This window comes from Sphingopyxis sp. H053 (assembly GCF_001468225.1).
Lineage (GTDB): Bacteria > Pseudomonadota > Alphaproteobacteria > Sphingomonadales > Sphingomonadaceae > Sphingopyxis.
The window spans coordinates 14,252-26,278 of sequence record NZ_LNRU01000001.1 but is presented as its reverse complement, the minus strand read 5'-3'; the positions used below and the strand labels follow the sequence as shown (position 1 = coordinate 26,278).

The window sequence follows — 12,027 nt, the reverse complement described above, 5'->3', positions numbered from 1 at the left end:
CGCGGAGGTGGGCATCCTTAGCGCTTGAGGGTGAGACCACCGAAACGCTTGTTGAACTTGGCGACCTGACCCGCAGCGTCGAGCATGCGTCCGGTGCCGCCGGTCCAGGCCGGGTGCGCGGTGGGGTCGATTTCGAGCGTCATCGTGTCGCCCTCTTTGCCCCAGGTCGAGCGCGTCTGATATTCGGTGCCATCGGTCATCTTGACCGTGATCATGTGATAGTCGGGGTGAATGTCGTTTTTCATGTCTCAAGCTCCTGTGCCGCTGGTTACCGACCAGCAGCGTGAGTCTGTGCGTCCGGGGACGCGAAGCGGCGTCCCCTAACGGCGAATGCCGGATTTGGCAAGTGGTGGTTAGTCGCTCGGCGGGTCGGCGATCATCGCGGTGAACTGGCACTCGGCCGCCAGGCTGTCACCCAGCATCGCCCTGCCCTCGAACTTGCAGATGTTCCGCTTTGCCTGAACGATGGTGACGTGGAGGTCTAGCAGGACGCCGGGTTCGACCGGTTTCCTGAACTTCACCCCATCGATCGCCATGAAATAGACGAGCTTGCCCGAGCCGCCGAGGCCGAGCGATTCGATCGCCAATATGCCGCCGGCCTGCGCCAGCGCCTCGACGATGAGGACGCCGGGCATGATCGGCCGGCCGGGGAAATGCCCTTGGAAAAAGGGCTCGTTGATCGTCACCGCCTTGACCGCGTGGATCGAGGTGTCCTTCACCATCGATTCCACCCGGTCGACGAGCAGCATCGGATAACGATGCGGCAGCAGCGTCAGGATCCGGCGGATATCCACCGGGCCCAAGGCGCCGTCCGGCTTTTCCCCGTCCGTCATCGATCTTAGCGGGTCGTCGGTGCGGTGCCGGTCGGTGCCGGAGCCGGGGTCGCCGGACGCGTTCCGCCCTGCGCGGCGCGCGCCTGGTCCATCAGCTGCTGATTACGCTGCTGGACGAGCTGGCCCGGCTGGTAACCGGCGGGAACCGCAGTCGACACGTTGGGCAGGATGCGGTTGAGTTCGGCAACCACCGCGTCGGTGATGTCGACATTGTTTTCGCGCGCGATCACCGCCTCGGGGTTGACGAGCAGGTCGACCTTTTTCGCGGTCATCGCGGCCTTGATCGCTTCGTTCATGCGAACGCTGATCTGGTCTTCGACATAAGCGATCGCGAGGTCGACGGGCGCACCGATCTGACCGAGCTCGGCCTGCGCGGCCTGGCGCTTGTCCTGGACGGCCTTGGCGGCAGCCTGCAGCGAGGCCTGGTTGACCGGCGTCTTCTTCGCTTCTTCGTTATATTTCGCGATCAGGACGTTGATTTCGGCCTGCAGCGTCTGGCCGCGCGACTGCTGCTGGTCGATCTGCGCCTTGTAGGTCGTTTCGATCTGCTTCGAGGCAGTCTGGAAGGCGTTCGAGCGGGCGGCGGCGACGCGGACGTCGGCAACGCCGACACCCTTTGCCTGGGCAATGGCGGGAGCCGACAGGAGGGGCGAGACCGACAGCGTGGCAATCGCCAGCGCCGAGGCGGCAAGGATTTTCTTCATCAGAATTGGGTTCCTACATTGAATGAGAAGCGTTTGGTATCATCGCCCTCTTCTTTGCGAAGGGCGTAAGCGAAGTCGATCCGGAAGGGACCGAAGGGAGAGTTCCAGTTCACCCCGGCACCGATCGACACGCGCGGCATCCACGTGTCGCCGAAGAAGCGTTCCTCGAACGGATCGAGGCGCGAGAAATCGGTCGGGCAGGTCGTGTATTGACCGGTGCCCGTCGGGACGCCGCCCGTCGGCGTCGTTACCGTTTCCGTCGCGAACTGGGTGACACCCGTGGTCGCGTTACGGCAAAGCGACTTGGTGAGACCGAAACCGGGCGCGTTGGGGTCGGTTTCCCTGAAATTGGCAAGCGTCGTCAGCGTCGGGCGGCGGACGCTGAACACCGATCCGACGTCGACGAAGATTGACGGGCGAAGCCCCATTTCCTTTGCGCCGGTGCCGAGCGGAATATCGAGTTCGATCCGGCCCTGATAATAGGCGCGGCCGCCAAGCGCGTCGTCGATCTGGCCGCGCTCACCGTTGGCGTCGGTGACGACAATGGGGTTCGCCGGATCGGTATTGTCGACCGAGTAACGGATAACACGCGGGCCGACGCCGCGAATGTCGAAACCGCGCATCTGCGGTTCGCCGAGGAAGAAGCGGTCGGTCAGGCGGACCTTGTCGCTCGTCGGGGTCGGACGGCCGCCGAACGGATAGATATAGCCGCCTTCGGCCGACAAATTGAGGATGAAGCGGCTGCCGAGGTTGAAGTGCTTCGAGCCGTTCAAGCGCGTGCGGACATATTTGACGCTGCCGCCGAGGCCGGCGAAATCCTGGCTGAGCGACAGCGACTGGCCGCGCGTCGGACGGATGCGATTGTCGCGGTCGTCATAGGCGAGCGTATAGCCGAGCAGCGAGGTCGTGCGGTTGCCGATCGCGTCGCACAGGTAACGGCCGGCCACGAGCGGGTCGCACTCGCCGCCGAAATAATAGATTCCCTTGTCGAGCGTCACATCGTCGAAGTTGATGCTGTAGCGCGCGAAGAACGACATGAATTCGGTCAGCGGCACGCCGGCGTTGATCTGCGCCCCCGTCGTGACCTGCTGGAACGTCGTCCGGCGGTCGTTGTTGATGAAGTTGAACGAGTTCAAATCGCGGCGATAGATGCTGCCGCCGACCGAGATGTTGCGGTCGAACAGATAGGGTTCGGTGAAACCGAGCTCGATCGACTTCGAATAGCTCGAATAGTTGACCGACGCCTGGAGCTGCTGGCCGAGACCGCGGAAGTTGCGCTGGCGGATCGACGCCTGGAGCAGGAAATTCTCGATCGACGAGAAGCCGGCCGACAGCGAGAGTTCACCGGTCGGCTTTTCCTCGACGTTGGTTTCGAGGATGATGCGGTCGGGGGCGCTGCCTTCCTTGCGCTCGATTTCCAGGTTTTCCTGGAAATAACCGAGGCTATTGATGCGGTTTTCGGTACGCTTGACGCCGAAGCTGTTGAACGCATCGCCTTCGTTCAGGCGGAATTCGCGGCGCACGACCTTGTCGTGGGTCAGCGTGTTGCCGTTGACGTCGATGCGCTCGACATAGGTACGCGGGCTTTCGGCGACGTTGAAGGTGATCGCCATCGTCCGCGTTTCGGGGTCGCGGCGGAATTCGGGGTTGATGTCGGCAAAGGCGTAGCCGAACAGACCCGCGGTTTCGCTCAGGCTTTCGACCGTGTCCTCGACCTGCTTGGCGTCATACCAGTCGCCGGTCTTCATCGGCAGCAGCTTCTTCAGCATTTCGGGCTGGAAGTCGCGGATTTCGCTCTTCACGTCGATGTCGCCGAACTTGTAGCGTTCGCCTTCCTCGACCACATAGGTGATGATGAAGTCCTGCTTGTTGCTCGTCAGCTCGGCCACCGCCGAAATCACGCGGAAATCGGCGTAACCGTTGGTCAGGTAGAAAAGGCGCAGCTTCTGCTGGTCATAGGCGAGGCGGTCGGGGTCGTAGCTGGTGTTCGACGACAGGATCGTCATCAGGCTCGACTGCTTCGTCGCCATCTCGTCCTTGAGGTCGCCGTCGCTGAACTTCTCGTTGCCGATGATGTTGATCTGGCGGACCTTCGATTTCGGCCCTTCGTTGATTTCGAACACGACGTCGACGCGGTTCTGGTCGAGCGACACCATCTTGGGCTCGACCGTCGCGGCAAAGCGGCCCTGACGCTTGTAGAGCTCGATGATGCGCGCGACGTCGGCGCGGACTTTCGAGCGGGTGAAGATCTGACGCGGCGCGAGCTTGATCTCCGGGCGGACCTTGTCTTCCTTCAGGCGCTTGTTGCCCTCCAGGATGACGCGGTTGATCACGGGGTTCTCGGTGACCTGGATCGTCAGCGCACCGGCATTGTCGGTGATCTGGAAATCCTTGAACAATTCGGTCGCGGCCAGATCCTTCAGCGCCTGGTCGAGGATCGAGCGGTCATATTGCTGCCCGACGCGCAGGCGCAGGTACGACAGGATCGTCTGCGCCTCGAGCCGCTGGTTGCCGACGACGGTGATCGACTTGACCGTCGTCGCGGTGGGAGCCGCTTCGGGAGCCGGAGCCGGGACGACTGGCGGCGCAACCTGTTGCGCCATCACCGGCGCGCCAAGCATCGTGCCGGCCAAAAGAAGTACCGACAGCTGCGTCCGCGCCGAGAATTTGTGTGAAGCCACGCTGTTCATCCCGAAAAAATAACTCAAAAGCGACAAACCCGCCTGACCGCGGGTTCGTGCGCCACTCCCTGCCCCAGACTCGCTAGCCAATCAAGCGGGCGATCCTGTCCCACACGCCAATTGAGCCCAAATCGTTGAAAGTCACGACCAGCATAAGGGTCACGATTGCCGCAAAGCCGAATCGGAACGCCCATTCCTGCGCCTGCGGCGGCGCGGGGCGGCGCCGGATCGCTTCATAGGCGTAAAAGGCCAGATGACCGCCATCGAGCATCGGCAATGGCAAGAGGTTGATGAACCCCAGATTGATGGAAACGAAGGCGATGAAGAAGATCAGCGCGGCGACGCCCAGCGTCGCCTGTTCGCCCGACTGCTTCGCGATCTTGATCGGCCCGCCCATTTCCTTGACCGAACGTTGCCCGGTCGCGAACTGGCCCAATATCTTGCCGGTCAGCTGGACGATGTTCCAGGTCTGCCCCGCGCTCGCCCTCACCGCCTCCAACGGGCCGACCCGCGCATAGGTCAGCGCGCCCGACTGGATGCCGATGATCGCCACCTCGGCCTTGTTCCCGAAACCGTCGGTTTCGGTCGTGACCCGCGGGCGCAGGGTGATCGCGAGCCGCTGCTCGCCGCGCGCGATATCGAGGCTAGCGGGCCTGCCGAGATCATAGGCCACGATCTTCGGGATATCGCCGAAGCTGTCGACCGACTGTCCGTTGATCCCGATGATACGGTCGCCAATACGGAGCCCCGCCGCCTCGGCCGCACTGCCTGCCTGCACGCCGCCGATCACAGGCGGAACCGTGGCAACGCCATAGGTCATGTTGAACGCGGCAAAAATCGCAATCGCGAACAGGAAGTTGGTCACCGGCCCTGCGAGAACGATGAGCGCGCGCTTCCACACCGGCTGCGCGGGGAATGTGTGCGATTTCTGGTCGGCTGGCAGTTTTTGCCAGGTCGCGTCGGGCTGGCTGACCGCATCGCGGTCGCCCGCGAACTGGACATAGCCGCCGAGCGGCAGCCAGCCGATCTTCCATTCGGTGCCGCGCTTGTCGGTCCAGCCGAGGATCTTGCGCCCGAAGCCGATCGAGAAGGTGTCGGCCTTCACCCCGCACCAGCGGCCGACGATATAATGGCCATATTCGTGCACGAAGACGAGCGGCCCCAGCACCGCGAGGAACGCGAGCGGATAGAGCCAAAGCGGAATGTCAGGCATGTTCATATTGGTCCACAAAACGCTGAGCAGCCGCGCGGGATGCGGCATCGACGCTGAATATGTCCTGAAGCGATGCCGGCACCGCGGGCGCGTCGGCATCGATCACGCGGCGCACCGTATCGACGATGGCGGGGAAGGCAATGCGCCCCGCGAGGAAGGCGGCGACCGCCACTTCGTTCGCGGCGTTGAGCTGCGCCGGGCGCGCGCCGCCCTCGGCGATCGCGGCGCGGCAGAGCGCGGTCGCGGGAAAACGCACCTCGTCGGGCGCCTCGAAATCGAGCCGCGCGATGCTGGCGAGGTCGAGCGGCGCGCACGGCGTCGCCATGCGCTGCGGCCAGGCGAGCGCGCTGCTGATCGGGATGCGCATGTCGGGCGAGCCGAGCTGCGCCAGCGTCGAGCAGTCGATATATTCGACGAGGCTGTGGATCACCGATTGCGGGTGGACGAGGATTTCGATGCGGTCGAGCCCGACGGGGAACAAATGATGCGCCTCGATCAGCTCGAGGCCCTTGTTCATCATCGTCGCCGAATCGACGCTGATCTTGGCGCCCATCGACCAGTTCGGGTGCGCTACCGCCTGTTTGGGCGTGACGCGCGCCATATCGTCGGCGCTCATCGTACGGAACGGCCCGCCGCTTGCAGTCAGGATGATGCGGCGCACCTGATCGATGCGCCCGCCCGCGAGGCACTGGAAGATCGCATTATGCTCGCTGTCGACGGGCAGGATCGTCGCCCCCGACGTGCGCGCCACCGCGGTCATCAGTTCGCCCGACGATACGAGCGCTTCCTTGTTGGCGAGCGCGACATCGTATCCGGCGGCAAGCGCCGCCATCGTCGGCGCGAGCCCCGCGGTGCCGACGATCGCCGCCATGACGAGGTCGGTGGGGCGCTGCGCGGCTTCGACGAGCGCATCGGCGCCCGCTGCCACTTCGATGCCGGTGCCGGCCAGCGCGTCGGCGAGCGCGCCATAGCGCGCCTCGTCGGCGATCACCGCGATGTCGGGACGAAACTCCCTTGCCAGCTTCGCCAGTTCGGCGACGTCGCTGTTCGCGGTCAGCACGCCGACAGCCCAAGCCTCGCCATCGCGCCGTACCAGATCGAGGGTCGATTGCCCGACCGATCCGGTGGCGCCGAACAGCGAGAGGCGGCGCTGTGTCATCTCAGCCCGCCGCCCGCACGGCGATCTGCCCCGCAAACGCCAGCGCGCCCAGCAGCAGCGCCACAGGCAGCACGCCGTCGACGCGGTCGAACAGGCCGCCGTGGCCGGGGATGAGCTTGCCCGAATCCTTGACGCCCGCGCGGCGCTTCATCCAGCTTTGCGCGAGGTCGCCGAGCTGCGCGAGCAGCCCCATGAACAGCCCGATCCACAGCGGTACGCCGATAATGCCCGCGCGGTCGCCGATCGTCGCGCTGGCGATCAGCGCCGCAATCATGCCGCCGATGAGGCCCGACCAGGTCTTCGACGGGCTGATTTTGGGCGCGAGGCGTGCGCCGCCAAAGGCGCGGCCAGCGAAATAGGCACCGATGTCGGTCGCCCACACCATGCCGAAGACCCAGAGCGCTGCAGTCATGCCGAGATGGTCGCGGATGAACCAGAGCCCCGCCATCGCGCCGAGAACGAGGATCGGTCCGAGCAGGTTGAGCGCGGTCTTGGCGCCGCCACCCAGCGTCATTGCGCGCACCAGCGCGAACCATTCGACGAGGACAAGCGCCCCGCCGACGAGCAGCAGCAGACCGAAAGCAAGCCCGCCGAACCACAGCGCGGTGCCCGCGATCGCGAACAGGACGATCGCCGACCCGATCCGCGCCCAGAAGTCCGATTTAGCCGCTGTCGCCATGCCCTATAGTCCCCCGTAACGGCGGTCGCGCCGCGCAAATTGGTCGAGCGCTGCCTTGAGGTCGGCCGGTTTGAAATCGGGCCACAAGATATCGGTGAAATAGAGTTCGGCATACGCCGACTGCCAGAGCAGGAAATTCGACAGCCGGACCTCGCCCGAGGTGCGGATGAGCAGGTCAAGCGGGGGCATGTCGGCGGTGTCGAGATGCGCGGCGATCGCCTCCTCGGTGATCGGGCCCTCTGCGGCGGCGGCGGTCGCGGCGCGAACCAGCTCGTCCTGCGCGCCATAGTTGAGCGCGACCGCGAGCGTCGTGCGCTTGTTGCCCGATGTGCGTTCGAGCGCATTTTCGATCAGTTTGACGACATCGGGCGCGAGCGCGCGCCAGTTGCCGATTACCTTCAGCTTCACGTCATTCGCAGCGAATTCGTCGAGGTCGGACAGAATGAAGCGCTTCATCAGCCCCATCAGGTCGCTGACCTCTTCCTCAGGGCGCTTCCAGTTTTCGGAACTGAAGGCGTAGAGCGTCATCGCCTCGATCCCGAGGTCGCCCGCGGCGCGCACGATCGTGCGCACCGCCTCAACCCCGGCCTTGTGGCCGGCGACGCGGGGCAGCAGGCGCTTCTTGGCCCAGCGACCATTGCCGTCCATGATGATGGCGACATGGCGCGCGCCGTGAGTGGTTTCGGTCATCGTCTATCCGTCATCCCAGCGAAAGCTGGGATCGCTTTCGACCAAGCGCCGCGCTTGCACGCCTGCGGTCCCAGCTTTCGCTGGGACGACGAAAATTGTGCAATGCGACCATGCGATCCACTAGCCCAGGATTTCCTTTTCCTTGGCGGTCGCGGCGGCGTCGAGTTCGGCGATCGTCGCGTCGGTCAGCTTCTGCACCTCGGTCTCGTGGCGCTTGCGCTCGTCCTCGCTGATTTCCTTCTTATTCTCGTCGGCCTTCAGATTGTCCATGCCGTCGCGGCGGACGTTGCGCACCGCGATGCGCGCCTTTTCGGCATATTGGCCGGCGAGCTTCGACAGCTCCTTGCGGCGCTCCTGCGTCATTTCGGGGATCGGCAGGCGCAGCATCTGGCCGTCGACGATCGGGTTGAGCCCAAGCCCCGCCGAGCGGATCGCCTTGTCGACCGGACCGACGTTCGATTTGTCCCACACCTGCACCGACAGCATGCGCGGTTCGGGCGCACTGACCGAGGCGACCTGGTTCAGCGGCATCTGGCTGCCATAGACCTCGACCGTCACCGGATCGAGCAGCGCGGTATGCGCGCGCCCGGTGCGGAGGCCCGAAAGGTCGCTCTTCAGCGCTTCGACCGCACCGTGCATGCGGCGCTCGAGATCGGCCTTGTCATATTTCGCCATCGTTTATTCCTCTCTTATGTCTTCAGGCCGCGTCGGCGACGACGGTGGAAACACCCTCGCCCGCCAGCACACGCGCCAGATTGCCGGGTTCGCGAATGTTGAACACGACAATCGGGATATGATTGTCGCGGCACAGCGCGACCGCGCTCGCGTCCATCACCTTCAGATTGTCGGCGAGCACGCGGTCATAGCTCAGCGTATCGTAACGGACCGCGGTCGGGTCCTTCTTGGGATCGGCGTTATAGACGCCGTCGACGCTGGTGCCCTTGAGCAGCGCGTCGCACTTCATCTCGGCGGCGCGGAGCGCGGCACCGCTGTCAGTGGTAAAATAAGGCGCGCCGACGCCGGCGGCGAAGATCACCACGCGGCCCTTTTCCATATGGCGCTCGGCGCGGCGGCGGATCACCGGCTCGCACACCTTGTCCATCTCGATCGCCGACTGGACGCGCGTTTCGACGCCCAGCTGTTCGAGCGCATTCTGCATCGCGAGCGCGTTCATCACGGTGGCGAGCATGCCCATATAGTCGGCCTGTGCGCGGTCCATGCCCTTGGCGGCGCCCGCCATGCCGCGAAAGATATTGCCGCCGCCGATGACGAGGCAGATTTCGAGCCCGCGGTCTTTGGCTTCCTTGACCTCGGCCGCCATGCTCGCGACGGTTTCGGGGTCGATGCCGAACGGGCTGGAGCCCATCAGCGCCTCGCCCGACAGTTTCAGCAGAATACGTTTCATGCCGGGCAGAGCCATGATCGGGGGAACCTTATGTAATCGATGAATATGCGAATGGCGCGCACCCTAGAGCCAGTCCCTGCCAATTGGAAGTATCGGGATCGGCGTGAGAAGCGCTCCGGGTAGGAGGAACGCGCAGCGCGGGCCGGTAGCCCGTGCAAGTGATCCGACGCCCTCCGGAGCGCTTCTCACGCCGACCGCGAAGCGGCGGGCCGAATTTGCTCCAGCGCTTCGTTGCTCGTCGGTCACGATGGCATTCCATCGCTCCCTCCTCGCGCCTAGCGCTGAAGCAAATTCGACTCCGTCACGACACTTCCAATTGGCAGGGACTGGCTCTTCGGGCACGCGCCATTGCCAAGCGGACTACCGCGACGAATGCGGCAATCCGAATCTTCTTTTTTAGACGCCAGCGACGGCTGCGACTTCCGCCGCGAAATCGCTTTCTTCCTTCTCGATGCCTTCACCGAGCTGGAAGCGGACGAAGCCCTTGAGCGTCACGTCGGCGCCGACATCCTTGCCGGCGGCGGCGACGACTTCGGCGACCGGAGTCTTGCCGTCCATCACGAACAGCTGCGACAGCAGCGCGTTTTCCTTGCGGAACTTCGCGATCGAACCGTCGACCATCTTCGAGACGATATCGGCGGGCTTGCCCGACTGGGCGGCCTTTTCCTCGGCGATCGCGCGTTCGCGGGCGACGAGGTCGGCGTCGAGATCGTCGCCGTTGAGCGCCAGCGGGTTCGCGGCGGCGACGTGCATCGCCAGCTGCTTGCCCAGCGGTTCGAGAACGTCGGCACCGGCGGTCGATTCGAGCGCGACGAGCACGCCGATCTTGCCCATGCCGGGTGCGGCGGCGTTGTGGACATAGCCCGTGACGACGCCCGAGTTCACCGAGACGATGACGCTGCGGCGCAGCGACTGGTTTTCACCGATCGTCGCGATATTGCTGGTCAGCTTTTCCGCGACGGTTTCGCCGCCCGGATAGGCGGCAGCGGCGAGCGCCTCGATGTCCGAGATATTGCCGGCGAGCGCGACCTGCGTCACGTCGCGCACGAATGCCTGGAACTGCTCGTTCTTGCCGACGAAGTCGGTTTCGCTGTTCACTTCGACCATCGCGCCGCGGGTGCCGTCGGTGGCAACGCCGACGAGGCCTTCGGCGGCAACGCGGCCGGCCTTCTTGGCGGCGGCGGCGAGGCCCTTGGTGCGCAGCCAGTCGATCGACGCTTCGATGTCGCCGTTGTTTTCGGCGAGCGCCTTTTTGCAGTCCATCATGCCTGCGCCCGTGCGGTCGCGCAGTTCCTTGACGAGAGCGGCCGTAATTTCAGCCATGGAAAAATCCTTTCAAAAGGGGCGAGCCCATCTGGCCCGCGGGACGCCCGCGCGCATGGCGGGGCGATAAGTCAAAGGGATGACAGGGACGGCCCGGACCTTGCCCGCGCCGTCCCGTCATGCCCGAGAGCGACTAGGCGTCGCTCTGACGTTCGGTTTCGGCGGCTGCTTCGGCCGGGACCTGTTCGTCTTCAGTCACCGGAGCGGCAACTTCTTCAGCAACCGGAGCGGTCGCTTCTTCGGCCAGCACGGCTTCGGCGGCGGGCTCGACAGCGGCGCCGAGATCTTCGCCGCGGTTCGCGCGGGCCTGCTGGCCGCCACGGGTCGCCGCCTGAGCCACCGCGTCGCAGTAGAGGCGGATGGCGCGCGCGGCGTCATCGTTCGCCGGAACCGGGAATGCGATGCCGTCGGGCGAGACGTTCGAATCGAGGATCGCGACGACGGGAATGCCAAGGACGTTGGCTTCCTTGATCGCCAGCTCTTCCTTGTTCGCGTCGATCACGAACATCACGTCGGGAATGCCGCCCATGTCGCGGATGCCGCCAAGGCTCATTTCGAGCTTGTCGCGTTCGCGCGTCTTGTTGAGCACTTCCTTCTTGGTGAGGCCCGACGTGTCGCCCGAGAGCTGCTCTTCGAGCGTCTTGAGACGCTTGATCGAACCCGAGATCGTCTTCCAGTTGGTGAGCATGCCGCCCAGCCAGCGGTGGTTGACGAAGTGCTGACCCGAAGCGCGCGCGGCGTCGGCGATCGGACCCTGTGCCTGGCGCTTGGTGCCGACGAACAGGACCTTGCCACCGGCGGCCGACGAGGACGCGATGAAGTCGAGGGCGCGCGCGAAGAGCGGCACGGTCTGCGACAGGTCGAGAATGTGGATGCCGTTGCGCGCGCCGAAGATGTACGGCTTCATGCGCGGGTTCCAACGGTGGGTCTGGTGGCCGAAGTGGGCGCCAGCTTCGATAAGATTCTGCATCGTGACGACAGGTGCCGCCATAGTCTTTCTCCTTCCGGTTGGTCCTCTGGAAAGCAAGAACCGAAGGCCCGCAAGCGGACGATCCGGCACCGGTTTATGTGCGCCTTCCATGTGGAATGGGCGGGCCGTTAGCCGGGTTGGGGCAGAAATGCAAGGGGCGGATGATCAGATCCTCCCTGTCGCGCAGCGATGGGGAGGTGGCAGCGCGAAGCGCTGACGGAGGGGCTAATGGCGCAACGTCGCAGCCCCTCCACCACCGCTTCGCGGCGGCCCCCCTCCCCATGCCTTCGGCACAGGGAGGATTCTTCTGGCAGGCACCGCTCGGAACTCAACTCGGCGACAAAGCGACTCCGTTCGTCGCAAAAGTGTT

General features: G+C 64.6%; 12 protein-coding genes. All 12 read right to left on the bottom strand.

The genetic code is table 11. The features are described 5' to 3' along the window. Window positions 1-17: 17 nt before the first annotated feature. Window positions 18-245 (bottom strand): 50S ribosomal protein L31, encoded by a 228-nt coding sequence (rpmE, locus tag ATE70_RS00115; protein ID WP_037517493.1) that lies wholly within the window; start codon window positions 243-245, stop codon window positions 18-20. A gap of 108 nt (window positions 246-353) precedes the next feature. Beyond that, window positions 354-833: a 3-hydroxyacyl-ACP dehydratase FabZ gene (fabZ, locus tag ATE70_RS00110; protein ID WP_058535953.1), complete on the bottom strand. Its 480-nt coding sequence runs from the start codon at window positions 831-833 to the stop codon at window positions 354-356. Between the two features lie 5 nt (window positions 834-838). After that, window positions 839-1,537, bottom strand: a complete 699-nt coding sequence (locus ATE70_RS00105) for an OmpH family outer membrane protein (RefSeq protein WP_058535952.1) — start codon at window positions 1,535-1,537, stop codon at window positions 839-841. Then, a complete protein-coding gene (gene bamA, locus ATE70_RS00100; RefSeq protein ID WP_058536474.1) occupies window positions 1,537-4,227 on the bottom strand; it encodes an outer membrane protein assembly factor BamA in 2,691 nt (896 codons plus the stop codon). The genes ATE70_RS00105 and bamA overlap by 1 nt, the downstream gene beginning before the upstream one ends. A gap of 73 nt (window positions 4,228-4,300) precedes the next feature. Continuing rightward, the gene (gene rseP, locus ATE70_RS00095; protein WP_058535951.1) at window positions 4,301-5,431 is read right to left on the bottom strand and encodes an RIP metalloprotease RseP; all 1,131 of its coding nucleotides are present in this window, start codon (window positions 5,429-5,431) and stop codon (window positions 4,301-4,303) included. Further along, entirely contained in the window at window positions 5,424-6,590 is a 1,167-nt protein-coding gene (locus tag ATE70_RS00090) for a 1-deoxy-D-xylulose-5-phosphate reductoisomerase (RefSeq protein ID WP_058535950.1), read from the bottom strand. Before ATE70_RS00090 ends, rseP begins: the two co-directional genes overlap by 8 nt. Before the next feature lies 1 nt (window position 6,591). Then, entirely contained in the window at window positions 6,592-7,269 is a 678-nt protein-coding gene (locus ATE70_RS00085) for a phosphatidate cytidylyltransferase (protein WP_058535949.1), read from the bottom strand. Between the two features lie 3 nt (window positions 7,270-7,272). Beyond that, complete coding sequence (gene uppS, locus ATE70_RS00080; protein WP_058535948.1) at window positions 7,273-7,959, bottom strand: polyprenyl diphosphate synthase; 687 nt, start codon at window positions 7,957-7,959, stop codon at window positions 7,273-7,275. A gap of 120 nt (window positions 7,960-8,079) precedes the next feature. Further along, window positions 8,080-8,634, bottom strand: coding sequence for a ribosome recycling factor (gene frr, locus ATE70_RS00075; protein WP_056371461.1), 555 nt, complete (start codon window positions 8,632-8,634; stop codon window positions 8,080-8,082). A gap of 22 nt (window positions 8,635-8,656) precedes the next feature. Further along, a complete protein-coding gene (pyrH, locus tag ATE70_RS00070; RefSeq protein ID WP_058535947.1) occupies window positions 8,657-9,379 on the bottom strand; it encodes a UMP kinase in 723 nt (240 codons plus the stop codon). Window positions 9,380-9,760: 381 nt separating this feature from the next. Beyond that, window positions 9,761-10,687, bottom strand: coding sequence for a translation elongation factor Ts (gene tsf / locus ATE70_RS00065; RefSeq protein WP_058535946.1), 927 nt, complete (start codon window positions 10,685-10,687; stop codon window positions 9,761-9,763). Window positions 10,688-10,820: 133 nt separating this feature from the next. After that, window positions 10,821-11,678 (bottom strand): 30S ribosomal protein S2, encoded by an 858-nt coding sequence (rpsB, locus tag ATE70_RS00060; protein WP_058535945.1) that lies wholly within the window; start codon window positions 11,676-11,678, stop codon window positions 10,821-10,823. Between the last annotated feature and the right edge of the window lie 349 nt (window positions 11,679-12,027).

Coding starts and splice junctions, on each gene's coding strand:
- rseP (WP_058535951.1), bottom strand. CDS start 5,431: ATGCCTGACATTCCGCTTTGGCTCTATCCGCTCGCGTTCCTCGCGGTG.
- tsf (WP_058535946.1), bottom strand. CDS start 10,687: ATGGCTGAAATTACGGCCGCTCTCGTCAAGGAACTGCGCGACCGCACG.
- pyrH (WP_058535947.1), bottom strand. CDS start 9,379: ATGGCTCTGCCCGGCATGAAACGTATTCTGCTGAAACTGTCGGGCGAG.
- rpsB (WP_058535945.1), bottom strand. CDS start 11,678: ATGGCGGCACCTGTCGTCACGATGCAGAATCTTATCGAAGCTGGCGCC.
- rpmE (WP_037517493.1), bottom strand. CDS start 245: ATGAAAAACGACATTCACCCCGACTATCACATGATCACGGTCAAGATG.
- ATE70_RS00090 (WP_058535950.1), bottom strand. CDS start 6,590: ATGACACAGCGCCGCCTCTCGCTGTTCGGCGCCACCGGATCGGTCGGG.
- fabZ (WP_058535953.1), bottom strand. CDS start 833: ATGACGGACGGGGAAAAGCCGGACGGCGCCTTGGGCCCGGTGGATATC.
- uppS (WP_058535948.1), bottom strand. CDS start 7,959: ATGACCGAAACCACTCACGGCGCGCGCCATGTCGCCATCATCATGGAC.
- ATE70_RS00085 (WP_058535949.1), bottom strand. CDS start 7,269: ATGGCGACAGCGGCTAAATCGGACTTCTGGGCGCGGATCGGGTCGGCG.
- frr (WP_056371461.1), bottom strand. CDS start 8,634: ATGGCGAAATATGACAAGGCCGATCTCGAGCGCCGCATGCACGGTGCG.
- bamA (WP_058536474.1), bottom strand. CDS start 4,227: ATGAACAGCGTGGCTTCACACAAATTCTCGGCGCGGACGCAGCTGTCG.
- ATE70_RS00105 (WP_058535952.1), bottom strand. CDS start 1,537: ATGAAGAAAATCCTTGCCGCCTCGGCGCTGGCGATTGCCACGCTGTCG.